Origin of the sequence: Nostoc sp. ATCC 53789 (genome assembly GCF_009873495.1) — a bacterium.
Classification (GTDB): domain Bacteria; phylum Cyanobacteriota; class Cyanobacteriia; order Cyanobacteriales; family Nostocaceae; genus Nostoc; species Nostoc muscorum_A.
Genome location: NZ_CP046703.1, coordinates 2,001,414 through 2,027,413 on the forward strand (window position 1 = coordinate 2,001,414; position 26,000 = coordinate 2,027,413).

Here is a 26,000-nt window from a genome sequence, read left to right on the forward strand (position 1 = left end):
AATTCTCAAACAGCGTAACTATCAAAACAGACAATCCAAAATCTAAAATCGGTATTACACCTCCCGCATACCTAAACCAAGTACAATCGCCAAGCCAGAGCGTTGTACCTGTGGATATTTATCAGTGTCAACTTCTAACGACAAAGACCCAATTGGATCTATTTGGGTAGTTGGTAAGCTCAATCGTTGGGTAAAGAATTCATCTAGCTGTTGGAGTCCGCCTCCTGGCCCAGCTAATAAAATCTGCGCTACCTCCAAATTTTCACTTTGATTAAGGTAAAAATCGATTGAACGGCGCAGTTCATCCGTTAGCTCTCCCAATACTCTTAATATGGCTGCCATACCAGGATCGATTTCGGTAACACCGGTTTTCCCACCATCTAGGGGAGTTGGGGGAATAATCATTCCGTGTAACAGTTCCATATCTCGTGATGTGGGTAAGCTCATTGCCCTTGCTAACGCAGTTTGCATTTGATAAGTGCCTATGGGCACTGTGCGCGAAAATTGCGGTACTCCGTTAACAATGATGGCGATTTCTGTACTGTCGAACTCTATATCAACTAGGACTGCTGCTTCTTGCGGCCCAAATTGTCGTAGTTGCTCACGAATAGTCCTAATCAGGGCAAAACTGTTAATTTCTAAAACATCAATTTGTAGTCCTGCCTGTTCGAATGTACTTATATAGGTATCCGTTATTTCCTTGCGAGTGGCTACTAGAAGTACATGTACTTTTTCAATGCCATCCTCATCTACAAAGTAGTCAAGTTTTTGATAATCTACATCAGCTTCTTCACGAGGATAGGGTAAATACAAACCTGCTTCATGGTTTAGCACCATTTCTCGCAGTTCTTTGTCATCTAACTCCGTTGGTACAGGTATAATCCGAACGATGGAATCTCGCCCTGGTACACCAGTGGCAACACGAGTAGTTTTGATTTTGCTTTCAGCTAGCGCCTGCTGGATTAATTGCGCCATTGCTGCGGGATCGGTGATTTGACCATCGGTAACTACGCCTTCTGGAACTGCTACCGATGTAAAGGTTTCTAGTTTCAAGCCTTGACGCTGTTTGCGTAGCTGAACTACATTTACCCGTTCGGGAGCAAGTTCAATGCCGACCCCTTTATTCGATTTGCCAAACAGACGATTGAATTTTTGTACCACAGTTGTGCCCGATGGACTGCTAAATTGAAAATTTAAATTTGTTGTGGATAGAAACGTAATATATTACGTCTCTACACGTAATTTATTTAGCCTATAATCTCGACAATTCTGTCTAAGCTTTTCACACTGATCAAGCGTAAAAATACTGGGAAAATGATTCAATTGCGAAAATTTAAACAACTTCTTGCTTTGGCACTGCTTGGCTTATTAACCAGTTGGATTGTAAGTTGCAGCACAGGTAATGTTAGTACAAATACAAAACAAGCTAATTCAGGAGGGTCAACTATTGAGTTTTGGACAATGCAACTCCAACCTCAATTTACCGACTACTTCAAAAACCTAATTGCAAATTTTGAATCACAAAATCCAGGTATAAAGATTAACTGGGTTGATGTGCCTTGGGCAGCTATGGAGAACAAAATTTTAACAGCTGTCTCAGCAAAAACGCCACCTGATGTAGTTAACCTCAATCCGGGTTTCGCTTCCCAACTGGCGGGTCGAAATGCCTGGTTAGATTTAGATACGAAAGTCTCAAACGATATACGTTCCTCCTATCTACCGAATATCTGGAAAGCCAGTACGCTTAATGGCAAGAGTTTTGGGTTTCCCTGGTATCTCACCACAAGGTTAACCATTTATAACACTGATTTATTAAAACAGGCAGGTATCAATAAGGTACCCGCAACCTACGCAGAATTAGCACAAGCAGCACAACAAATTAAAGATAAGACTGGCAAATATGCCTTTTTTGTAACTTTCGTACCGCAAGATTCCGGTGAAGTGCTGGAATCTTTCGTGCAAATGGGAGTCAGTCTAATAGATGCTGAGGGGAAAGCAGCGTTTAATTCAGCACAAGGTAAGGCAGCGTTTCAATACTGGGTAGATTTGTATAAAAAAGGGCTACTGCCTAAAGAGGCTTTAACACAAGGACATCGCCATGCGATCGATTTATATCAATCTGGAGAAACTGTGTTTCTAGCTTCTGGACCAGAGTTTCTGAAAACGATCGCTAATAATGCCCCGAAAATCGCCCAAGCTTCAGCAATAGCACCTCAACTCACTGGTGACACAGGTAAGAAAAATGTCGCAGTAATGAACATAGTTATTCCCCGCGACACGAAACAACCAGATGGCGCTGTGAAGTTTGCTTCATTTGTCACCAATGACGAAAATCAGTTAGCCTTTGCGAAAGCTGCAAATGTTTTACCTTCTACAGTCAAGGCATTGTCTGATAGTTACTTTACAGATGTTCCAGCTAATGCTTCAACAATAGAAAAAGCGCGAGTTATGAGTGCTAAAGAACTAAAAAAGGCAGAAATATTAACCCCTAATTTGAAGGATTTTAACAAACTGCAAAAGGCAATTTATGAGAATTTACAAGCAGCAATGTTAGGAGAGAAGAATGTAGATAAAGCTGTAGAAGATGCGGCGCAGGAGTGGAACAACAGATAAATTCGTAATTCGTAATTATGATTTACGAATTATATTGGTGGTTGCTAAAAAATCGCCTACTAGATAAAGGGAACCACATAAAACGATTAAATTGTCTGTGGTGGTTGAGATTGCGGCTTCTAGTGCTGTAAATAAATCTGGATGGATTTGGCGATCGCTTAATTGGGGACAGATGCTATAAGCTAGGTTTGCTAAGGAGTCTAGATCGGCAGAAGTTCTACCTGGCCAGGATTCTACTGGTATTGGTACTAAAAAAAGGCGATCGCCGGGGCGCAGTAGGGCGGCAAAAATATCAGCATGATCCTTATCGGAAAACATTCCCATAACCCAAGTGATGGGCTTGGGATTAACTGCGTCTAAGCTATCAACATACTGACGAAGAACTTGGGCGGCGGCAGTATTATGAGCGCCATCAAGTAATATTTTATGGTTGTTCCAGGTAGCCCATTGCATCCGCCCTGGCCATTGAGTTTTTGCCATGCCCTTAATTATGGCTTCTTCAGAAATCTGCCAACCCTGTTGTTGGAGAATTTCTAAAGCTGCTATTGCCAAAGCTGAATTTGCTAATTGAATTTGTCCGGCTAATGGCAAAGGATATTTAATTAATTGAGAGTTTTGAAGTGTTTGATATTCTGCCCATCCTGTAGCGATTTGACGGGCAGGTTGAGGCGTAAAAATTGGACATTCTAATTCTAAAGCGCGCGATCGCACAACTTCTTCTGCATCCGGTGGCAATTGCCCAACTACAACGGGACATCCAGGTTTGAGAATACCTGCTTTTTCTCTAGCAATATCCGCGACGGTGGGGCCAAGTTGCTGCCAATGTTCTCGACTGATGGAAGTAATGATAGTAACTATGGGTTCCAAGCAGACATTGGTAGCATCTAAGCGCCCTCCTAGTCCGACTTCTACCACAGCCACATCTACTTGCTGCTGGGCAAAGTATAACCAAGCGGCCGCCGTAATTACTTCAAACTGAGTTGCCGATTCGTCTTCAGGGCGAATCACTCCTTGGACTTTTTCTAATAATTGGCTCAATTCCTCAGAAGAAATTGGCTGTTCATTCAGACAAATACGTTCCGTCCAATCGACTAAATGCGGTGAAGTGTAGCGTCCTGTACGATAACCAGCCTCAGTAAGTACCGAGGAAAGATAGGCACAGACGGAACCTTTGCCATTAGTGCCAGCAACGTGAATTACTGGGACTTGCTGATGAGGATTGCCGAGATTTGCCAATAAGTTGACAATGCGATCGAGTCCCAGATGGACACCAAAGCGTTGAAGAGGTTGTATTACAGAATCGATATTCAAAGAAGGGGAGTGGGGAGTGGGGAGTAGGGAGTCGGGGCAGGGGAAGCAGGGGAGACAAGGGGACAAGAGGTGAGAACTTGAAACAAGTCTTTCCCCTTGTCCCCAATTCTCCTTGTCCCCAAGTCCTCTTGCCCATGCCCTATGCCCCATGCCCAATTAATGAATTTAGGCTTCCCGATCCAAAAAGCCTTGAATTTGTCTTAAAGCCGCAGCGCCAATATTAAACACTGCCCAACTAGCAGCAATGACAACTGGTGCTAAAACGATCGCTATACGGTAATCGATATCCATATCTAGAACCCCTCTCTTAAGTAGAAATTAAAGTTTTGTCAACTGCTCTCATTTTTATTTTTAGCTGAAGTGGGTAACTTTTCCCAACATATATGTAAAGAATGTTTAAATTATTGGTCATTGGGAATTGGGAATTGGGAATTGGGCATTGGGAATTGGGCATTGGGAAGAATGAAGAATATTAATATTGCCCAGTCCCTAATCCCTAACCCGGATTTCTCACACATGGTGTAGGCTTCAGGGGAAGAGGAGTGTGGGAAGTGTGGGGAGTGTGGCTTTCAAGGGTAGGTTTTTTAGAATCTCAAAAATAGTTGAGAAAATTCTCAATTGTTTAAAGTGGTTTGGTCATTTCAGGATTTCAGCCGATGCTTAAATCCTGAAATGACCAAATACAAAATACCTACCCTTGAAAGGGGGAGTGTGGGGGGTAAGACTTGTTCCCCATCCTCCCACACTTCCCACGCCTCCCACACCCCTTGGATTTCTCACAAGTGAGAAATAAAGCCAATATCAGTCCCTTTCCCAGCATGAACTAAAGCTAACTTTTGGTAACGTTTAGCGTGTTCAATTAGTTCTGCGGCTTCAGTCTCTGTTAATTGTCGTAACACTTTGCCTGGAACACCTACAACTAGTGACAAAGGCGGTATATTTTTAGTTACGACTGCGCCAGCACCAATAATGCTACCAGCACCCACTCGTACCCCGTCCAAAATAACCGCGCCAATGCCAATCAAGCTTCCACGCTCAATATAAGCGGAATGTACCACAGCGCGATGCCCTACGGTAACATGATCTTCTAAAATTGTCGGAAAACCAGGATCGCCATGTAGAATTGCACCATCTTGAATATTTGTGCATTCGCCAATTTCAATGCGTTCTACATCTGCTCTAACTACTGCTCCATACCAAATGCTCACCCCTGCTGCTATATTTACCGAACCCATAACAACAGCATTGGCTGCGATGAAGGCAGCTTGAGAAAAATCAGGAGATGTCCAGTAAGAAGCGGTAGACACGATAGAATATGAATAATGGTACCAAGGAACACTGGAGAAACTCCAACCTTTGAGGCTGGTTGCACGACCAGGATATCACAGCGTCAAGCCTCTACGCTGAGGAGAACACTAGTGAACAATGTTATTGCCGCAACTCTGTGTCTGTGCAGCAGTCAACAAGTAACCCAAAGTGGTAGAGCAGAAGTGTATAATCCAATACACTAGTGCTGGTGAAGACAAAATTATGTTTGTACGCACTTCATGATGAATCCAGGCTTTCAGTACCCGATGTTTGGGCCGGAAATACAGTGTCCCCATTGTCGCCAGACTATTCCGGCGCTGACATTAACAGATACCTATTTGTGTCCGCGTCATGGCGCTTTTGAAGCTAATCCTCAAAATGGAGAGTTAATCCATTTGCAATCAGGCCGTCATTGGCGGAGGTGGAATAATGACTGGTATAGGCAGCATACTCATCCCGATGGTATTCGGTTTGAAATTCACGAAGCATTAGATAAGCTCTATACCCAAGGTTATCGAGCCACAAAAGTGATTATTGCTCACCGCTATCAGGAATTGATGAGTGGCTATTTAGAACGCAGTACACCTTGGCGTTCTGGACAACCAGAAGTTACGGCTGCTCGACTATACGGCTTACCGGTAGAGTTTAGCCCCGATACCTCAGAAGATCCCTGTTGGGAAGTGATTAATTTTGACTTGGAAAAAGAGCCTGGTGTCCCTGTACGCTACCCTTATTTCAGGTTGTTTGAGTAATGATCATTAGTCATTAGTCATTAGTCATTAGTCATTGGTCATTGGTCATTGGTCATTAGTGAATCAGGGATTACCAAGAAAAAAATTATCCAATCTTGTGGGGTGGACATCTTGTCCGCCCTTGGTTATGGGTGGGCGAGACGCTCTGAATTGATACCTAAGAGCGGGCTGCATCAATGGCAGAAACCACTGCCCATAGTTCTCTCGTCCCCACAAGAAGAATTGGATTTAGTTAAAAGTGCCTAAACAAAGGACAAAGGACAAGTGACAAAGGACAAGTGACAAATTATGCACCACGCTTCTATTCGGACTGCGAATATTCATCGAGCGATCGCTTTCTACGAACATTTAGGATTTACAATTTCGGAACGCTTTACTACAGGCTACACGCTAGCTTGCTGGATGGAAGGATTGGGCGGCAGAATTGAACTGATCCAAATTCCTGAGCCAAAGCCAGCCCCAGATGCCTTTGCTGACGAGCATTATGTGGGGTATTATCATCTCTCGTTCGATTTAACTGAGATTACACCAGATTTACCTAGCTGGTTGACTAATTTACAAGAACGTGTTTTAACTGCGGCGACTGAGAGTCAAACCGAAGAATTACAACCGTTAAAGGTACTTTTAGAACCGACACAACAGCAAATAGGCGATCGCATTTACGAAGTAGCTTTCATCGCTGATACTGATGGCTTACCTCTGGAATTCATTCGGGTTCTACCAAAATTGCCATAATTTAGCTTTTTTATTACCTTTATTGCTAATATATTGTTTTTCTGTATTGTTGCCGAGGTAACAGATTTTTTTGCCATATTTAACTATGGTCACTCACCAAAATAATTATGTAAATTAATTTACAGGTATATTTCCTAAGTACATGTATGGATTGTCTAGATTTTATAAATATTCCTTGCCGTTATTAATTTTAAGCTTATGGCTAGTAGCGGTTTTTTTGTTGAGCGATCAACCTGCGAATAGCCAACAAACAGCCATATCTAACAAAGAAAAATCCCAGTCAACCTTGCTAGCAAAAAGAATAATGCCCTCAACACTGACAGAAAACGTCCATAAGACAGTGCTGGAGAATGGTCTAACTGTCCTAACAAAGGAAGTGCATACTGCGCCAGTGGTGACGGTGCAGGTGTGGTACAAGGTTGGCTCACGCAACGAAGAACCAGGGGTGAATGGCATTGCCCACCAGTTGGAACACCTGATGTTTAAAGGCACGAAAAATCGTCCGATTCAATTTGGCCGTTTGTTTAGTGCTTTAGGTAGTGATTCCAATGCTTTCACCAGCTATGACCAAACTGCATATTACGGTACTGTGGAGCGTAACAAGCTAAAAGCGCTCTTAGTGCTGGAAGCAGATAGAATGCAAAATTCTCAGATTGAGCCAGAACAACTAGCGAGTGAAAAGCGAGTAGTAATTTCTGAGTTGCAAGGTTACGAAAATAGTCCAGAATATCGTCTCAATCGCGCTGTTATGCAGGCGGTGTTTCCTAATCATGCTTATGGGTTGCCTGTAGGTGGTACTAAAGCTGATGTCGAGAAATTTGAAGTTGAGCAAGTACAAAAATATTACCGTAATTTTTACAGCCCCGATAATGCTGTCTTAGTGATTGTTGGAGATTTTCAAACTGCAAATACTCTCGAAACAATTAAAGAAGTATTTGGCAAACTACCAAGGAGGCAGGGGGCAGGGGGCAGGAAGCAGGAGGTAGAAGGCAGGAGGCAGGAGGTAGGAGTTATTTCTTCGTTATCTTCTTCATCTCCTATAGTGTTGCGAGAACCGGGAGCAGGGCGACTATTACAAGTTGTTTATCCGCTACCAGATGCAAATCAACCAGATGTGCCTGCATTGGATGTGATGGATTACATCTTTACAGAAGGACGGAATTCTAGACTTTATCAGGCATTGGTGGAATCAGGTTTAGCTAGTGAAGTTACAGCATCTGTTACCAGTTTGCGAGAATCTGGCTGGTATGAGGTTTTGGTAACGGCTGGATCTAAAAAAGATTTGAAAAAAATTGACTCAGTGTTGAGTCGCGCGATCGCAAATGTAGCAGAAAAAGGCGTGACAACTGAGGAAGTAGAACGAGCCAAAACCCAATTAACAGCAGATGTAATTTTGAGTAACCGTGATATCACCTCTCAAGCAATGCGATTGGGCAATGATGAGACAACTGTTGGTGATTATCGCTACACTGACCGCTACTTGGCTGCTGTGCGTCTGGTAAAGCCGACGGATGTTGTCGCTGTGATTAACAAATACCTCACAAAAGAAGCCCGAACAGTAGGCTTTTTTGAACCAACTCAAAAGCAGATAGCAGGGGTTGGCGATAAACCAGACTCAGCCCAAACTACAGAAAATTTCTCTCCTGGCGTGCCTGTGCTTCCTTCTGAGGTGGTGAAATACTTACCGCCTGTGGATTTGGCTACAGATGCGATTGCTCAAGTTTTACCACAGGAATATAAACTTACCAACGGGCTGCGGATATTACTGTTACCTGATAATAGTACTCCCACCGTTACTCTAAGCGGCTATATTCAAGCCGGGACAGAATTTGATCCAGAAGATCGGGCAGGACTGGCTGCTTTTGTAGCAGATAATTTGCTAAATGGTACTAAGAGTAAAGATGTCTTAACTATTGCCAAAATATTGGCAGAACGAGGGGCGAGTCTAAACTTTGAAGTCCATCGTGAAGGGGTGCATATCGAGGGTGATAGTTTAGCAGGGGATTTGCCAATAATTGTGGAGATATTGGCAGATGTTGTTAAAAATAGTACCTTTCCCGCACAAGAATTGGAATTACATCGCCAACAAACTTTAACCGATTTGCAACTGGAATTAGATGAGCCAGCAGAAGTAGCCAGAAGAATATTTGTGCAGTCAATTTACCCGAAAAAACATCCTCTACATACTTTTCCCACAGAGGAGAGTTTGCAGCAGATTCAACGCCAGGATGTGATCGATTTCAAAGCTAAACATTATCGTCCAGATACGACAGTGTTGGCGCTGGTGGGAGATTTCGATCTAGACAAAGTGCGATCGCTCATTAAAAATGAGTTTGGTAACTGGGAAGTTAGCGGCCAAGCACCCACATTAAAATATCCTCCGGTATCAATGCCGGAGAAAATAGTGAGTGTCAACCCAATTTTACCAGGTAAAGCCCAAGCTGTGACATATATGGGTTACACAGGTATTAAGCGTTACGATCCTCGGTTTCACGCAGCCTTAGTATTGAACCAGATTTTGGGAGGCGATACTTTATCTAGTAGACTTGGTGCAGAAGTACGCGATCGCCAAGGTTTGAGCTATGGAATTTATAGCTACTTCCAAGCTGGGAAGAATGCAGGCACATTTTTGATAGAAATGCAAACTAGTCCAGAAGATACTAGTCAAGCGATCGCTAGTACTCGCCAAATACTACAGCAAATCCATCAACAAGGTGTCACTGCGCTAGAAGTAGAAACAGCTAAACGCACCCTCATCAGCAACTACAACGTTTCCCTGGCCAACCCAGAAGAATTAACAGATAGAATTCTGATGAATGAGGTGTATGGACTAGATAAAGTCGAATTGCACACCTTTACTGACAAACTCCAGAAAGTCACCTTTGAGCAAGTTAATCAAGCGGCTCGTGAATTACTCCACCCAGATCAAATCGTAGTGGTTACTGCTGGGCCATCTGTGTTAGCAGAGAAAAGCATTAGGTAGAGATGGGCGCTGGGCATGGATAATAAAGAATAGGTAAAGCCGAATTTCTCACGATACTGTAGGCAGGGGAGTGTGGGGAGTGTGCGAGGTAAGATTTCTTCCCCATCCTCCCAAACCTCCCACACCTCCCACACCTCCCACACTCCTTGATTTCTCACTTGTGAGAAATCCAGGTAAAGCGGTTTTTCCCGCTACCTATAAATTGTTCCTGCTCATCAGCATTGCCTTTTGAGAACTACCAATGAAAATTTACAACCATTTATACCAAATTGTAATTACATCTCTGGCTTTTTCAAATATTGCTTGGGTGCAAATATTACGTAGCTCTGCCGTAATATTAGCGTTGCTCCTGAGCTTAAATTTAATCACTGCGACTCCAGCAATGGCGGCAAATTTGTCTGGTGATTTGCTTAAGCAACCAGCTACAGAAATTACAATTAGCTTAGGTAATTCGGCTAACGAACTCAAATTTGAGCCAAATCATCTGGAATTCGAGGCTGGCAAACGCTATCAACTTCGGCTTACCAATCCCAGCCAACTGAAGCACTATTTTACTGCTAAAGACTTTGCCGATGGCATCTGGACACAAAAAGTCCAAGCAGGCAAAGTAGAAATTAAAGGAGCTATTCACGAACTGGAACTCAAGCCGGGTGCTGAGGCAGAATGGGTATTTTTGCCCTTAAAATCTGGAACTTATGGCTTACGTTGTTCAATACCAGGACATACGGAAGCAGGTATGACTGGAGAAATTGCCATTACTAATTAAAAATTATTCGACTCAGTATTTAATAGCCCTCTAGTGTTTCAATTAAAGATAATTGAGCTAAATCCTATAGTGGGGAGCAAAAATAAGTTAGGGCGATTTTGTTTGAAGTCTAAAATATCAGGAGGAAGTGAATATGTTATTCTGTATACATTAGTGACTAAACTGCAAGAATCCCGATCGTGGATTGAAATAACTTAAATTATAGATATTATTTCTCAAGTAATCTTGAGAAAGCATTCATACTTCATCGGCAAAGCCACCAGTAATTATTAGTTTCCCATGAACATTTTCAGTAACTTACTTTCTCAAACAACTCAGCCTGCAACATCAAAAAAAAAGGGACGAGGAATTGAAATTAAATCGTCGCGTGAAATTGAAATCATGCGACAATCATCGGCAATTGTGGCAACTGTGTTAAAAGAAATTTCCGAGCTAGTAAAGCCAGGAATGACAACGGCTGATTTAGATGCTCACGCAGAAAAACGCATCCGCGAAATGGGAGCAACACCGAGTTTTAAAGGATATCACGGTTTTCCTGGTTCTATCTGCTCCAGCATTAATAATGAAGCGGTGCATGGCATTCCTAGCCCTAAAAAAGTGATTCGTGTGGGGGATGTATTAAAAGTAGATACTGGCGCTTATTACCAAGGCTTTCATGGTGATTCTTGCATTTCAATTGCTGTCGGTGAAGTGACAGAAGAAGCTGCTAAATTAATTCGCGTAGCAGAAGAAGCTTTATTTAAGGGCATTGAACAAGTAAAGGCTGGTGTATACCTGCTTGACTTAGCTGGAGCAATTGAAGACCATGTGAAAGCGAACGGCTTTAGTATAGTCGAAGAATTTACTGGACACGGCGTTGGTCGTAACTTGCACGAAGAACCTTCAGTATTCAACTACCGTACCCGCGAGATGCCAAATGTTAAACTCCGTGCGGGGATGACGCTGGCAATTGAGCCAATTTTAAATGCGGGTTCTAGACACACCCGGACATTATCTGACCGTTGGACAGCAGTCACTGTGGATAATTCTTTGTCGGCTCAGTTTGAGCATACAGTGTTAGTTACAGACACAGGTTATGAGATTTTGACTGACCGTTCTAAGGTTTAATTGTTAGTTGTAATTATCTGTTGTTAAGAGAGGTAAAGCGTTCAAAAATGGCGATTTACCTCTTTAATTTTTTTAACCCCTCTGCGCTTCGTCTTCCCCCAGGGTAGATTCCAAATTCTATCTTATCCGCCTTATAGATTTAGGTAAAATTATGCTGGACGACGAGGCTTATCACAGATAAGGTAGGAAAAAACACTCGTATTTACTCAACAATGGCAAGTTTTTTTGAACCTATACCTCAAATTTATTTTGCTGCATTTTACCTGTGGGTTTCTACTCTTAATTTTTTACCAATAGCAAATGCTGCAACTCCCAAAAATGCTAACAGACAAGTGACTTGTCAAGCCAAGAAACTAGGATATGAGGAAGCACTTTTGTTATACCTCAGAAAACCGCAAGGAGAATTTGAAGATGGAGGTGCAATTAATTTATATGAAGATGCAAAGTTAAAAGTACTAGCTAAAGGTGTTGAAAACTGGATTTACATTAGTGTTATCGATGCAAATAGTCCTAAAGAAAAAGGCTTAGAAGGTTGGATACGTAGTAGCAGTCTAAAATGTACTGGCAATGTAGCTCAAGTTAAGCCTGCACTCTGCGAAATAACTGGGTTGCAATCGGGGCAATTAGCTTTACGTACCACACCTGGCGGAAAGTCAACAGCAGGTTTAGATAATGGCAACAATATTACATTACTCAAGCCAGATATTGTATCACTTCAAGGTCGCCCGACACCTTGGGTTAAGGTGCGTGTTACTAATAGCCCAAACAATAGAATCTTAGGTAGGGAAGGGTGGATTAATTCTCAGTATATAGATTGCTATAGCAAAGAAAGCAATGATGCAATAAATTATCCGTAAAATATTTGAGGATATACCTCATTATATCGAGATGTGAAAATTTGTGTTTTCCAGATACCCAACTTATTGAAGAAGTTGGGTATCTAATTTTTTACGAATAATCTAGGACTGCTATATTTGACTAATAGCGGCATAATTAATTTTATAAATAGTAAGCATTTCTTTAGCTTGTACAGAGACAGATGTACTCTCTGGAATAGCTTGTAATAAATTGATTGCTTGCACCCATTTATATTGTGCTTGTTGCCGAAGTAGTAGTGAATGAGGTGAACTGTTTACAAAAAGATTAGCTTCTATTGCTAGTTTTTGAGCTGATTCTAATTTTGCTAAGGCTTGCTTTTCTACTAATATTCTTTGACTGATAGATTTATAGTTAATCTGATAGTAAGCTAATTTCTTCTTTGCCTTGTCATACACTGATGTTTGATGAGGAATACTATCTAATAAGATTATTGCCTGATGCCATTTAGTTTCTGCTTGTTGCCAGACTTTTAGAGGATGCGGTGGTTTTTGAACTAGAGAAGCAGCCTCCATACCGAATTTTTGAGCAGATTTAAACTTAGCGTTTGCACTTTCTTCTTGAGTTAAACTTAGATTCATCTGCTGCCATTGAAGACTTTGTTCTTTCATTTTCCAGCTACCAAAACCCAAGACTAATAAACTTGAGACTACGATCAAAACCGAACGTACTATCTTGAGTGTCGAAAACTTTGGCAATATTTGTATATGCTGGCTAATAGTTGCTTTATTATGATTTTCTTGTTCTATGTTTTTTAGGGCTTGTTCTGCCTGTTCCCTTAAAGTGTCACCCTGAATAATTAAAACAGCAATTTGTTCTTGGAGATGATCGCAATCATTAAGAATATCGGTCAATTCTTGAAATTTACTGTCACTCGATATAATTAATTCGTGGTCATCATCTAACCATTCTAAGGCAAAGCCAGATTTTCCACAGAAAGCAGACACTCCTAATAAAATATTTAATAAGCTACGACTATTTTTAATAGTATCAAAAACATAATTTAACTTCTGCTTTAGTTGTAGTAATTCATTTTGGTAATCATTGATTTTTTGAATTTGATTCTCTAAAATATGAATTTTTTCAAAGACTAAAATAATTTTTAAATTTTCAGAAATTACCTGAAATTGTGCAAATAAGCTGAGATGATTAATATCAGAATTTAGTTGAGTGACTAAACTATTATCACTGAGAATATCAGCAGCTATTGCTTGCAAAAAATAACCCCATTCTATCCAGTCATCGATTTTGGATTGTAAATCAGTTAATGAGATTTTAGTTTTTGAATGTCCAAATTTTTCTGCGATCGCTGGATCTACTAATCCAACACTAGGTAGAAACAAACTAGCTACAGTATCTATTCGAGGAAGTGTAGCGATCGCAGAATTTTTGACGTTTTCCAATCTCAATTCCTGAGCAATTAATTTTTTAATATTTCGTAGTTGTTCTTGAGCATTATTGATCGAGATAATTTGTTCCATGATTTTATTAGAATCGCCAATAGTCAGTTTTAGATTCTGAATTAGTGTTGGCAATTCGCTAACAAGTATTTCTAGGTTAGCCATAAATACCTCTTAGGGATTTGTCGAAAGTTTATGCGAAACAATTAAAATAGCTGGAGTCAGAACATAACCACATATCTAAGCATCCTAGTTGAGTGACAAATCTTAGGATCTATAAAATGTATAATTCCCGTAAATCCTGGTAAAGTAACAATTTCAGTTTAAAAATCCCAGAGAAAGACAAAATTACCCATTCACTAACCTATGAATGAAGTTGATTTAGCATTTACCCCAGCATTAGAGTTGGCGCAATTAATTCGTCGCCGGGAAGTATCCCCCCTAGAGTTGGTAGAAATATATTTAGAACGGATTGAGCAATTAAATCCCCAATTAGGAAGTTATTTTACGGTGACGGCAGAACTAGCGATCGCAGATGCCAAAGCCAAAACAGAATTATTGACAACTACCTCAGAACTACCACCATTTTTTGGTGTGCCAATTTCCATTAAAGACCTCAATGCTGTAGCAGGTGTTACCTGTACTTATGGAAATCCAGCGTTACTGAACAATATCCCTAACTATGATGATGGTGTTGTAACGCGGATTAAGCAAGCTGGGTTTACTATTCTTGGTAAAACAGCCACTTCTGAATTAGGTTCATTCCCTTACAGTGAGCCTACGGGTTTTCCTTCAGCGAGAAATCCGTGGAATTTAGAATATACCCCTGGCGGTTCCAGTGGTGGCGCGGCGGCGGCGGTAGCAGCAGGATTGTGTGCGATCGCTCAAGGTTCTGATGGCGGTGGTTCAATTCGTGGCCCTGCGGCTTGTTGTGGTTTGGTGGGACTTAAACCATCCAGGGGTAGAGTGAGTAAAGCACCCGTAGGCGAACGCCTCGCTGGAATTGCCGTCAACGGCCCCATCGCCCGGACTGTGGCTGATGCTGCTGCCCTTTTAGATACTATATCTGGCTATGTTACAGGCGATCCTTACTGGTTGCCAGATCCCGAACCATCATTTCTCGCTGCTACTAAGACACAATTGGGTGCTTTGCGAATTGCCTTTGACACTAATATTTCTCCTTTGGGAGAAGCTGATGCTAACTGTCAGCAAGGTGTCCGTCAAACAGTCCAGTTATTAGAACAACTCGGCCACCATGTTGAACAGAAATCCCCAGATTTTAGCGGTTTAGTTGAACCATTTCAAATCGTTTGGCAAGCTGGGGTAGCTGCGTCAGGACTTCCTGTTGAAGTCATGCAACCATTAAATCGTTGGTTATTTGCACGCACAGGTTCTGTTGCTGACTATCTCAAAGCAGTTTCCCAAATGCAGATTGTGGCACGACAGATTGTAGCCTTTTTCGATACCGTAGATGTGCTGGTATTGCCAGTTTATCTCCATTCACCTATCCGCGTTGGGGAATGGGCTTCGCTAAGTCCAGAAGAGACATTCCAAAATATTATTGAGTGGATTGCCCCTTGTCCACCTGCGAATGCAACTGGACAACCTGCGATCGCAATTCCTGTCGGCTTTGATAGTAAGGGTTTACCCATAAGTGTGCAACTAATTGGTAAACCTGCGGCTGAAGCTACCCTGATTAACCTAGCGGCACAATTAGAAGCGGCTAACCCTTGGATTCATCATCGTCCAGCCTTTGCGATATCAGGCTAATCATGCAGGCATCCCTAGAACAACTTTCGCAAATTATTGTGTTTGCAGGTTTAGAAACAGCAGACAAAGTAAATTTGCAACCTCACACTCAGGTGCAACGCCATCGCAAAGGAGAGATTATTCTCCATGAGGGTGATGTCTTACCAACAAAACTCTATGCTGTTGCTAGTGGAGAAATTCAAGTTACCAAAATAGCAATGACGGGGAAAGAAACGATTCTCCGCACCTTAACGGTTGGGGAAATTTTTGCGGCTCCTGCTTTATTAGGCAATGGAATTTCCCCAGCAACCGTAACTGCTGAATCTGATTGTGAAATTCTCACTATAGAAAGAGATGCTTTATTAAAAGCGATTGGACAAAACCCTGAAATTGCATTACGAATGCTGATGGTGTTTAACAGTCGGATTCAGCAATTGCATGAAACAGTCCACGGATTAGTTTCTGAAAGAGCTATTGTTCGCCTTGCCAGATTAATTCAATATTTTGCTGCCGAATCAGGAACTGAATTAAGTCCACAAGGCAAGTGTTTAAAAGTCAAATTGTCTTATTATCGCATGGCTCGCAGCAGTGGCATTACTTACGAAGAATGTGTACGATTAATTAAAAGTCTCAAGTCAGTAATTGACTATCGTCGTGGTGGGACGATTATCATACTCGATCCTAAGAAATTAGATGCGATCGCTTCTGGAAATATAGATCATTGAAGAAGAATTCAGAAGTCAGAATGGGCTAAACGCCCCGCTACCGCTAACAGGAGTCAGAATCAAGACGCTCGCAGACTCGCTCTAAGCGTTCGCGTAGCGTCTCGTAGAGAAGCCATGCCGTTGGCGCAGCCTCTCGTAGAGAAGGCTTTACGCTGCGCTATCCGCTTTTTCGTTCAGAATTCATTCTGTTAGCGGTAGCGGGGCGTTTAGCCCATTCTGACTCCTGACTTCTGAATTCTGTTCGATAACATTTGTTACAAGTTTCCAGAGATCCAGGACTTACGCAAAAAATAGCCCGGAACTTTATTCTCCGGTAGGGGCAATTCATGTAGACGCATTCGCGGAGCGTCTCGTAGAGAAGCCGCTTCCCGCAGGGTATTGCCCCTACCGCGTGTAGTTTTGCGTAAGTTCTAAGATCGAAAAAGGTAACATTTTGATGTATTGCCTTTTTCCATAAGGGATTTACAACAGAATTTAAGAGTCATAATTCAGAATGGGCTACGCAAAACGGAAGTAAAACACGCTTTATTCCTGGCTTTGAAACTTAGCTTGTATACAATACCCAACTTGAAAACTGCTGTACGTATCCCGCAACCCGAAAAATTTAACGTCTACAACGACTCTAAATAGCTCAAAAGATCGGCCATTTCTTGGCTGCTAGGCTGGAATTTTGGCATTGGCGGGGTTTCGCCACTGATTACCTGGTGAATCAATCCATATTGAGACTTATGCTTGGAAACAGCTTGCAAACTCGGCCCTACTCGCCCGTCTGCTTCCAAACCATGACAACCAGCACAGTTAATTTGAAAGATCGCGTGTCCTTGAACTGGGTTTCCTGTTAGAGATAAAACACTCTTGACATAAGGATCGGAGGCTTGAACCAACTGAACACCAAAAAAGCCCAAAGGGACTGATAGCAGTATGGCCAGCGTCAATAAAACGATGCGCTGAATCAAAATTTCAGGTTTGGTAATCTGGTTATCCAAAAGGTTTGCGGTGAAAGTCTAGGTGTGCTAAAAAGTTTTCTTTTCCTACACATAGCTTAAAAGTTCTTGATCGTGTCTGCAAGCACAGAAGACTATTTTTTTCTGAGCAGTTGCCCTTCAAAAAGTCTATAGGACGCAGGATTCATACTAAATTTGGTAAAATCAAAAACAGGCAACGAATATTTAATCATTACAAAGAGGAGATTTCCAGTGGTTGAACCCCTGCTATCAGGTATTGTCCTTGGTCTAGTTTTCGTCACCCTCGCCGGACTGTTTTACGCTGCCTATAAGCAATACAAGCGCCCCAATCAATTGGGCGGTTGAGGGACTTTTGTTAGCTGTAGCGGGGCATTTAGCCTGTGCTGAGTAGGGGAGACAAGGGGACTAAGGAGGACAAAGAAGCAATTTTTCTCCCCTCTCTCCCTTATATTTTTCACTCCCTTCTCATCTCATTGCACAATTCTGTAGAAAGTAAGTGATGTGTTGCCGTAAACCTTCTCGCGGCAAATTTCCCAAGAGGGAATCTCTGGCGGTGTCCAACCTTGTGAGGCGTGTTCAACTGCGATTTCGCCACTAGGATCTAAAAGTTGATAGTGAGCGATCGCTTCTAATACTGGTTGGAACAATCCACTGGCATAAGGTGGATCAAAGTAAATTCTATCGAATTGCTTGCCTGATAAAGTCTTTAACTGCTGCGTAATATCTCCCCGCAATACCCGAAATTCTTGCTCGTCGGCATTAGCTACCTGCTGCCAATTTTGTTGGATGGTGGCACAGGCTCGGCTCGATTGTTCAATTCCCACTGCTAGGCTGGCTCCTCTACACAAAGCCTCTGCGCCCATTGAACCAGTACCGGCGCACAAATCTAGCCAGCGACAACCTGCAATTTCTCCCTGCCAAATATTAAAGACTGCCTCCCTTACCCGCGCACTGGTAGGTCTAGTTTCTTTCCCTGGTAAAGTTTTTAGCTGGCGATTCCCGTAAATTCTCAGGCTCATTGGTTATTAGTCATTGGTCATTAGTCATTAGTCATTAATTTTAGACAAAGGACAAAGAACAAATGACAAAAATAGATTAGGCAGGAATTTTTTCACGGACTTGAGCAACAAAATTAGACAAGATTTGCAATCCAATATTAGAGGATTTTTCGGGGTGAAATTGAACTGCCATCAGATTTTCGTGAGCGATCGCAGCTGTGATGGTTTGAGTACCGTGGGTGATGGTTGCTGCACGGATTAGCGGGTCTATTGGGTCAACATAGTAAGAATGGACAAAATATACCCAAGGATCGGACGGCAAATGCTCCCACAAAATACTTTTTGCCTGAGTCATTTCCAGCTGATTCCAACCCATGTGAGGAATAGTGATGTCAGGTTCTGGACGAAATCGGCGCACTTTTCCTTTGATAATTCCTAGTCCTGGTTGGGTACCTTCTGCACTTGATTCAAAGAGAATTTGCAATCCTAAACAAATTCCCAAAAAAGGTTTACCAGATGCGATCGCATCTTTAATAGGTTGTTCCAAACCACGCGCTCGCAGGTGTTGTACTGCTGGATCAAATGCTCCCACTCCCGGCAGAACTATTGCATCTGCCTGCTCTAATTCCTTTGGAGAATAAGTAACATTAGGAGTTGCCCCAGCTTTTTCCAACCCTTTACAGACTGAGTGCAAATTTCCCATCTCGTAGTCTACGACCGCAATTACTGGCATTTACCTGCTCCTTGTAAATTTATTAATGGAGGGTTTTTCTATTCTAAATAATATTTGTTATGAAGAAAAGAATTCTATTAACTTATTTTGACATTTGCCTAAAATATCAACAGTCAAAATTCTTCTGATGATTTATTACTTGAAGTTACCAAACTCGATCTGATACCAGATGACTTGAGTTTTTTACGCCAGTTACCCGTAGATGTCCAACTTGCCAATACTCGGGTAATGGAAAAAATCAATGCAATTAAACCTGAAGACATCATCTGTTGTGAACAGGCTGCAATCCTTACACAATTAAGTGTGGAAGCATTTGCTAGCTGTGGATAAATTAGAAGTTGATATAGAAAAATTAGTGGCGAAAGAAGCATCAATTCAGATTAGCCACAACTGCGGTCAATTTGTTTTTACTGTTTAGGCTTGGACTACTTAGAGCAAAATCAACTTACGATCCGTTGTCTTTTTATCCATATTCAGGTTCTCAATCAAGAAAATTTGATGGAAATCTTGCAGATTTCGTATTAATTATTAACAAACTGGCACTTTCATCAAGTTGTTAATGTCTGTATGGTGAAAGAAATATCTAAGTATATGTTGCCATTGTTACTAATTTTCCCAATTGCTCAATCAACTCCTGCGACACCACCACCTGAAGAAGTTGTACAAACACAAGAAGTACGTCCTTTACCAGGTCAATTGGATACAGTGCCAACTTTTAACAGTAATAGTCCAGAATTGGTGTTGAAAGAAGGAATTTTACTCTCCACTTTTCCACCAGATGGCAAAAAAGTACCAACAGCGCATCTAAATTTTCCCTTTCGGGGACGATTTGATATTTTTGCCCATCACGTTGCTAGGGCTGAACCACTAGAGAATTTGCGATCGCTCTATTTAGGGATAATTTTGCACAACCCTGGTTCGGAAGCAGTAAAGGTGAATATTTGGCAGGCGGTGAGTTATTTGAGTCAACCGGATGCACCATTTATTCAATTACCATCTTTTAGCCAAAATCCTTTAGGGACAATTTTTGCTGGCCCAGGCGATCGCGTCATGTCTGATGTGCTGCGGGGACGACGACAAGAGATTTTCCCTGCCCAAATTGAGATTCCAGCAAAGCAAAGTCGGATGTTACTAAATTTACCAATTCCTGTACAGGGATTGACACCACCTCTGAATGGTCGTTCGACATTGATCCGATTGCAAAGTAATGGCACTGTCTATGCGGCTAGCCTAGCGATGTTTGCACGGGTGAATTCTGATGGTAGCGAGCGATCGCCTACTTTAGAAGAGTGGCAGAATTTACTAGATAATGGTGATTTGGCTGGGCCACGGGATAAAGCGCCCACTCCTCTAGAGGAAACTGGCAAGCCAAGAATTTATGGGCGTGTTGCTGGAGTGGCCAGTGGTTCAAGATGGAGAGCCTTATTAGTAGATAATCCTAAAGCCAAGTATCTAACTATTCCCCAGCCTGGTCAAGTGTTTTCCTACGCCCTGAGTACCCTACATGGCGGTATGTTAGGAACTGGTCAAATTCAAAGTTCGCCTATGCTGGTGCGCTATCCTGACACCGCATATCGCGCTCATGGCAACTATGGAATTCAATATAATCTCAAGTTGCCCCTATACAACAATACTCAAAGTCCTCAAACTGTAAGTGTGTCCATACAAACCCCACTGAAGGAGAATCAGTTAGTCAAACCGGGGTTACGCTTTCTGAGTACACCAGCCCGTGAAGTATTTTTTCGAGGGACAGTGCGGGTACGTTACAAAGATGAGCAAAATCAGCCGCAAACTAAGTTTGTACATTTAGTACAAAAGAGGGGTCAACCAGGGGAACCCTTAGTTTCATTAAATATGAAAGCTGGCGATCGCTCCTTAGTAGAAGTAGACTTTCTCTATCCACCAGATGCCACACCACCGCAAGTATTAACAGTGTCAACTCAGGCGGAAAGTCGGTAAGAAATGATGGGTAGTTGGTATAGCTTTTTTCTAATTACCAATTACCTATTAAACTAACGCTCTTCCATCACTCTCTCCAGAGTAAAAAACAATAATCTCTGCTAGCTCAAGCTTCTTTTAAACTAGATATAAGACATCACACAAGGTCATTACAGATGGTTGCAACTCCAAATTCTAGCTATATTTCTCCAGAAGATTATCTCAAAGGAGAAGAAACTAGTCCTATCAAGCATGAATATAGACAGGGACAGGTTTATGCAATGGCAGGAGCAACTAATACCCATGTAATTATTAGCGGAAATGTGTTTGCTATGCTAAGAAATCATTTGCGCGGGAGTGGTTGTCAGGCTTATATCTCAGACACTAAAGCACATATTGAGTCCATTAATGTCTATTACTATCCCGATGTTATAGTAAGTTGTGACCAACGAGATAGAGCTTTTAACAACTTTCTGCGTTATCCCTGCTTAATTGTAGAAGTGCTATCTCCGACAACAGAAGCCTTTGACCGAGGTGATAAATTTGCTGACTACCGACAGATGGAATCACTTCAGGAATATGTACTTATAAGTCAAACTCGATTAAATGTTGAGTGTTTTCGCCGTAACCCAGAGAGCCAATGGGTACTTTATCCTTATGGAAAAGAAGATATAATTCATCTGGCAAGTGTGGATTTTCGGTGTGCTGTTGCAGATTTCTATGAGGATGTTACTTTTGAATCGCTGTAATTGACTGACTACTAGCTTAAATGCCAGAAACCAGAACATTGAGGATTTAAAAATGTGTTTTTATAAAGCAAAATAAAAAGGCAAAAGAAAATTTCTTTTGCCTTTTTACTTTTTACATTTTAATAGAGACGCGAAATTTCAAGTCTCTATTCGTCGTCGAAATCATCCTCGTCGTCTTCCTCTTCTTCCTCGAAATCGTCGTCGTCTACGACTTCATCGGCGATTAATTCATCTTCATCATCTAGAACTGACCTCTCTGCACGTCTGCTACCAAAACCAGATTCCCCAAGAGTCGGAGAATCTAAATTATAGGTACGAGCTGTGCGGTCATCTAAGACCATATCCAGAGGATCGTCAACTTCATCCAAGACACTACTGCTAATCTCAGCAGCATAATCATCGATCGCACCGGGTTCTTCATAAGTATTGTACCCAGTACCAGCCGGAATCAATCGCCCGATAATCACGTTTTCCTTTAATCCGCGCAGCCAGTCAGATTTGCCTTCGATAGCTGCTTCGGTAAGTACCCGTGTTGTCTCTTGGAATGATGCGGCGGAGATAAAGCTGTCGGTGTTCAACGATGCTTTGGTGATACCTAACAATACTGGGGTATACTGTGCCCTCGCACCACCTGTAATTGCCATAGCTTCGTTCACCTGCTCAACTTGGCGCAGTTCTACCAATTCGCCGGGGAGCATGGTGGTGTCACCACCATCATCAATCCTGACCTTGTTGGTCATCTGGCGAACAATTACTTCAATGTGCTTATCGGAAATATCAATCCCTTGAGACTGATACACCATTTGTACTTCATTCACTAAGAATGTCTGTACCTTCTGCAAGGCAAGGCTAGCACAAGCATAGATTCCGTCTTCGGAACCAAGGCTAAAGAAGATTTCCAAAATTTCGTGGGGATTCGATGGACCATCAGTTAAGGGTTGTCCCGCTAATACTATTGATCCATCTGGCACAATCAAGTTTTGTCCAGGGCCCAGAGGATAATCTGTCACCACGCCATTTGATTCTACGACCTTAATAGCGATCGCTTCATCACCACTTTCAGCGTAAACTACCTTAACTTCTCCGCCCCGCCGACATAAAATGCAGGCTTCTTTAGGTTTCCGAGCTTCAAGCAGTTCCTCAATCCGAGGCAAACCTTGAATGATATCTCCGGTTTTGGCGCGTTCAAACACCAGCAACACCAAGTTATCACCCCGTTGTACCAAATCGCCATCTTCTATCTGCAACACAGCACCAGGGCTGACTCGATAAGGGCGACCGATACGGGTAGTAACAACGTAGTTTTTAGTACTCAGGGCTGATTCACCGCCAGATGCAGCAGCATTTTTAATATCTACTACCTGTCCTGATTCTGGAGCAAAAACTCCCGGAGCAACTTCTGTACCTTCTACTAGCAAGTCACCCACTTTCACTTTTGGCTGAGTACTAGTATTAATGGTAAGTCTGTCAGCGTCACGCAACACTAAGCAGCGACGCACGTTTTCGGTTCCTTTGCGGACACCTCGCACTTCCCCACCTTCTTTACACAAGATTTGGGTACGTGCGACTACAGAACCTGGGGCGATGGTTAACCCATCGTATACCTCAAGTGTTGTCTGGGTGCTACCTTGGGTGGCATCGGCGGTAATGTCTCGACGAATTACCAAGGATTCCAAAATTACCAGTTGTAAACGTTGAACTTCTGGGTCTTCAGTATCCTCTACTAATTCAATATCTGCTGCCAGGGGTGAAGCATTATGGTCTTGTTCCCCTTCTTGCTCAATTTCCAGCACTAGCTGGGTTCGCAGCAGTTCTACACCTTCAACAGATTTGACACGTTCTGAATCTTTGTAAGGTAGTCTTTGTACCGCTCTTAATTGAATCGATCGCCCGGTTTGTTGACTTACCGATGTAGTGGATGGCACATCTGGATTATCTGGTACGGCAAACTCGACTACTGGACGACTCAATAGGGCAGGGCCTTCTGGTGTCTCCACATACTGGATATAACGCAATTCCGTGGCGACATTGCCTTGGAATTCCTCACCTGGTTGGATGAAGGTGTTATCTCGCCCGATGACTGATTCTGGATCGTCCACCATCAGCAGTTCGCCTGGCTTCACTACGACTTCCCGCAGGATGTCGTTTTTCTGGGTCACTTCTACCACACCACTGTTTTGGCAGAAGATATCTTTCACGACTTCGGTACCAGCTTCGACAAACTGACCGTCTTCCACCAACAGCAAGGAGATATCTTTATTAACTTCGTGGCTTTCTTCAGGAATCCACAACAAGGTACCGCCCTGCACGACTTCATAGCCTAGCTTAGCTTTACCTTTTTTCTGGACTTCTACACCTGCGAATTTTAGGAATCCACCAGTGGTTGTGCGATAGCGGTCATCAATTAACTCAGCGACTACTTGACCATTTTGCACTTTTGTGCCTGGTGTAGCTCGGAGGTTAAATACCTGGTTGTTGCCAGTAGATACTAAGTAGTTATTACGACCTTGAGAACTTTGGACTGTCACGGTTGCCTGGTCTAAAACCACAGAAGCAGTGATAATCTCAATTTCCCTGGTACTCTTACCTGGGGTAGCTTCTGGCAAGCGCACCACACCGCCGTGTAAACTGGCTAATTTGGTTTCTGCTAAAACTCCATTAGCAGCGATCGCATCACCATTTTTCACCACCAATTCTGCACCAGGCGGCAAGTTGTAAACTTCCCCAGACAAAATCCAAATCAAACCACCCCGTGCGGCTGTGGTTGTGGTATTGCCTTGACGGTCGGTTTTTTGCTCTGGAACAACTTCGGCAAATTGCACTTCCCCTGCTAAGTCAGAAGCTACGTCTTTAACTGCTTTTTCTGTATTAGTCCGAGTTGTCCGTCCACCAAGGGCAACCTCTGCCAACAACTGACCTTGTTTTACCTTATTTCCGTCAAATACATATAGTGTTGAACCTTGGGTAAGATGAACCTCTTGGTTCTCTGGAGTAACATCACCTACTTTTGTTGGCTCCAAAAGCATGATGCCATTAGCTTCAACATAGAGGGCATCTTCCCCGTGGCGGGTACGATATGTTCTGGTTTTCAGTTTGCGGGGAAGCTTGACAGTCCCATCAATTTTGGAACGAACTTGTTGCGCCACTTCTCCAGTAAACACCCCACCAGTGTGGAATGTCCGCATGGTTAACTGAGTACCAGGTTCACCGATACTTTGGGCAGCAATAATCCCTACAGCTTCGCCCAAGTCCACCATCTTGGCGTGTGCCAAACTCCAGCCGTAGCAGTGTTGACAGACAGAACGTGCGGCTTCACAAGTTAGGGGCGATCGCACCACAACTTCTCCCACCCCAGACCTTTCAATTTTCTTCGCCAAGTCTTCAGGAATTGGCGAATTGCGGGCTGCAATCAATTCTTTTGTGACCGGATGCACCACATCTTCGCCAATTACCCGTCCCATCAAGCGGGTTCCTAGAGGAATCAAGGTTTTAGCACCTTCTGTCATTGGTCGAATCGCTAGACCTCTAGTGGTGCCGCAGTCAAATTCCCGAATAATTACATCCTGGGATACGTCCACCAAACGGCGGGTGAGATAACCAGAGTCAGCCGTCCGTAAGGCAGTATCCACTAATCCTTTTCTGGCACCGTAAGACGAAATAATGTATTCCGTCACAGTTAGCCCTTCACGGAAGTTGGTTTTGATCGGTAAATCGATAATTTCCCCTTGGGGATCTGCCATCAGTCCCCGCATCCCCACCAACTGCCGGACTTGTGAGATGTTACCCCGTGCCCCGGAGAATGCCATCATATATACGGAGTTCAGGGGATTAGTCTTCTTGAAGTGAACGACTACTTCATCTTTCAACGCTTCACTAGTACCATTCCAAGTATCGATTACCTTTTGGAAGCGTTCTACTTCAGTGATTTCTCCCCGTTGATAACGGGTTTCAGTAGCGCGAATTTCTTCCTCGGCTGCTTCTAAGAGTAATCGCTTAGTTGGTGGTATCATCAAGTCATCTACACTGATGGAAACCCCTGCTTTGGTAGCATAGCGAAATCCCAAATCTTTCAATTTGTCCGCCATCACTGCGGTTCGCGCCGTACCATAATTCGTAAAGGCCCAAGAAATTAAATTTCTCAGTTGACCTTTGTCAACCACGCGATTGCGAAAAATCATTTTTTCGTTAGTCATTAATCATTAGTCCTGAGTCATCAATAATTAATAATTCGTAATACTCGCCAAACGCGAGAAGCAAGCTACGTAATTCGTAATTAATCCTTTAATTACGAA

Annotated in this window: 21 protein-coding genes; 12 read left to right on the forward strand and 9 right to left on the reverse strand. The window is 42.6% G+C overall.

Features of this window, described 5'->3' with window-relative positions; translation table 11 throughout:
- Window positions 1-54: 54 nt before the first annotated feature.
- Window positions 55-1,161 carry a type IV pilus biogenesis protein PilM gene (locus GJB62_RS08185; protein WP_114085264.1) on the reverse strand — a complete coding sequence of 369 codons (1,107 nt, stop codon included), beginning with the start codon at window positions 1,159-1,161 and terminating at the stop codon, window positions 55-57.
- 153 nt (window positions 1,162-1,314) lie between these two features.
- On the opposite strand from GJB62_RS08185, the gene GJB62_RS08190 reads away from it, so the two are divergent.
- Window positions 1,315-2,613, forward strand: coding sequence for a sugar ABC transporter substrate-binding protein (locus GJB62_RS08190; RefSeq protein ID WP_114085265.1), 1,299 nt, complete (start codon window positions 1,315-1,317; stop codon window positions 2,611-2,613).
- Between the two features lie 15 nt (window positions 2,614-2,628).
- Here GJB62_RS08190 and GJB62_RS08195 read toward each other — a convergent pair whose 3' ends face one another.
- The 3 genes from GJB62_RS08195 to GJB62_RS08205 all read right to left on the reverse strand — a co-directional run bounded on the left by GJB62_RS08195 (window position 2,629) and on the right by GJB62_RS08205 (window position 5,231).
- The gene (locus GJB62_RS08195; protein WP_114085266.1) at window positions 2,629-3,924 is read right to left on the reverse strand and encodes a folylpolyglutamate synthase/dihydrofolate synthase family protein; all 1,296 of its coding nucleotides are present in this window, start codon (window positions 3,922-3,924) and stop codon (window positions 2,629-2,631) included.
- 165 nt (window positions 3,925-4,089) lie between these two features.
- A complete protein-coding gene (locus tag GJB62_RS08200; RefSeq protein ID WP_012411301.1) occupies window positions 4,090-4,215 on the reverse strand; it encodes a photosystem II protein Y in 126 nt (41 codons plus the stop codon).
- Between the two features lie 485 nt (window positions 4,216-4,700).
- A complete protein-coding gene (locus tag GJB62_RS08205) occupies window positions 4,701-5,231 on the reverse strand; it encodes a gamma carbonic anhydrase family protein (protein WP_114085267.1) in 531 nt (176 codons plus the stop codon).
- A gap of 240 nt (window positions 5,232-5,471) precedes the next feature.
- Between GJB62_RS08205 and GJB62_RS08210 the strand changes: the two genes are divergently transcribed.
- From GJB62_RS08210 to GJB62_RS08235, 6 genes are all read left to right on the forward strand, one after another.
- Window positions 5,472-5,984, forward strand: a complete 513-nt coding sequence (locus tag GJB62_RS08210) for a TIGR02652 family protein (protein ID WP_114085268.1) — start codon at window positions 5,472-5,474, stop codon at window positions 5,982-5,984.
- Between the two features lie 288 nt (window positions 5,985-6,272).
- Window positions 6,273-6,719 (forward strand): VOC family protein, encoded by a 447-nt coding sequence (locus tag GJB62_RS08215; protein ID WP_114085269.1) that lies wholly within the window; start codon window positions 6,273-6,275, stop codon window positions 6,717-6,719.
- 142 nt (window positions 6,720-6,861) lie between these two features.
- Window positions 6,862-9,702: a pitrilysin family protein gene (locus tag GJB62_RS08220; protein WP_114085270.1), complete on the forward strand. Its 2,841-nt coding sequence runs from the start codon at window positions 6,862-6,864 to the stop codon at window positions 9,700-9,702.
- 241 nt (window positions 9,703-9,943) lie between these two features.
- Window positions 9,944-10,468, forward strand: a complete 525-nt coding sequence (locus GJB62_RS08225) for a cupredoxin domain-containing protein (protein ID WP_245246118.1) — start codon at window positions 9,944-9,946, stop codon at window positions 10,466-10,468.
- Window positions 10,469-10,747: 279 nt separating this feature from the next.
- On the forward strand, window positions 10,748-11,575 hold the full coding sequence (gene map / locus GJB62_RS08230; RefSeq protein WP_094333161.1) for a type I methionyl aminopeptidase: 828 nt from the start codon (window positions 10,748-10,750) through the stop codon (window positions 11,573-11,575).
- A 212-nt stretch (window positions 11,576-11,787) separates the two neighbouring features.
- Complete coding sequence (locus GJB62_RS08235) at window positions 11,788-12,432, forward strand: hypothetical protein (protein ID WP_114085272.1); 645 nt, start codon at window positions 11,788-11,790, stop codon at window positions 12,430-12,432.
- A 111-nt stretch (window positions 12,433-12,543) separates the two neighbouring features.
- Here GJB62_RS08235 and GJB62_RS08240 read toward each other — a convergent pair whose 3' ends face one another.
- Entirely contained in the window at window positions 12,544-14,016 is a 1,473-nt protein-coding gene (locus GJB62_RS08240; protein ID WP_114085273.1) for a hypothetical protein, read from the reverse strand.
- Window positions 14,017-14,217: 201 nt separating this feature from the next.
- Between GJB62_RS08240 and GJB62_RS08245 the strand changes: the two genes are divergently transcribed.
- Window positions 14,218-15,621 carry an amidase gene (locus GJB62_RS08245; protein ID WP_114085274.1) on the forward strand — a complete coding sequence of 468 codons (1,404 nt, stop codon included), beginning with the start codon at window positions 14,218-14,220 and terminating at the stop codon, window positions 15,619-15,621.
- A gap of 2 nt (window positions 15,622-15,623) precedes the next feature.
- Complete coding sequence (locus GJB62_RS08250; protein WP_114085275.1) at window positions 15,624-16,325, forward strand: Crp/Fnr family transcriptional regulator; 702 nt, start codon at window positions 15,624-15,626, stop codon at window positions 16,323-16,325.
- A 611-nt stretch (window positions 16,326-16,936) separates the two neighbouring features.
- On the opposite strand, the gene GJB62_RS08255 is transcribed toward GJB62_RS08250, so the two are convergent.
- Entirely contained in the window at window positions 16,937-17,311 is a 375-nt protein-coding gene (locus tag GJB62_RS08255) for a cytochrome c (RefSeq protein ID WP_114085276.1), read from the reverse strand.
- Between the two features lie 210 nt (window positions 17,312-17,521).
- On the opposite strand from GJB62_RS08255, the gene petG reads away from it, so the two are divergent.
- A complete protein-coding gene (petG, locus tag GJB62_RS08260) occupies window positions 17,522-17,635 on the forward strand; it encodes a cytochrome b6-f complex subunit V (protein ID WP_063721252.1) in 114 nt (37 codons plus the stop codon).
- A 125-nt stretch (window positions 17,636-17,760) separates the two neighbouring features.
- Here petG and rsmD read toward each other — a convergent pair whose 3' ends face one another.
- Window positions 17,761-18,309, reverse strand: a complete 549-nt coding sequence (rsmD, locus tag GJB62_RS08265; RefSeq protein ID WP_012411290.1) for a 16S rRNA (guanine(966)-N(2))-methyltransferase RsmD — start codon at window positions 18,307-18,309, stop codon at window positions 17,761-17,763.
- Window positions 18,310-18,385: 76 nt separating this feature from the next.
- A complete protein-coding gene (gene hisH, locus GJB62_RS08270; protein ID WP_114085277.1) occupies window positions 18,386-19,021 on the reverse strand; it encodes an imidazole glycerol phosphate synthase subunit HisH in 636 nt (211 codons plus the stop codon).
- A gap of 591 nt (window positions 19,022-19,612) precedes the next feature.
- Here hisH and GJB62_RS08280 point away from each other — a divergent pair.
- Together GJB62_RS08280 and GJB62_RS08285 are read left to right on the forward strand one after the other, a co-directional pair.
- Entirely contained in the window at window positions 19,613-20,980 is a 1,368-nt protein-coding gene (locus tag GJB62_RS08280; protein ID WP_114085278.1) for a DUF3370 domain-containing protein, read from the forward strand.
- A 155-nt stretch (window positions 20,981-21,135) separates the two neighbouring features.
- Entirely contained in the window at window positions 21,136-21,708 is a 573-nt protein-coding gene (locus GJB62_RS08285) for a Uma2 family endonuclease (protein WP_114085279.1), read from the forward strand.
- 146 nt (window positions 21,709-21,854) lie between these two features.
- Here the strand turns inward: GJB62_RS08285 and GJB62_RS08290 are convergent, their stop codons facing one another.
- Complete coding sequence (locus GJB62_RS08290) at window positions 21,855-25,901, reverse strand: DNA-directed RNA polymerase subunit beta'' (RefSeq protein ID WP_114085280.1); 4,047 nt, start codon at window positions 25,899-25,901, stop codon at window positions 21,855-21,857.
- Between the last annotated feature and the right edge of the window lie 99 nt (window positions 25,902-26,000).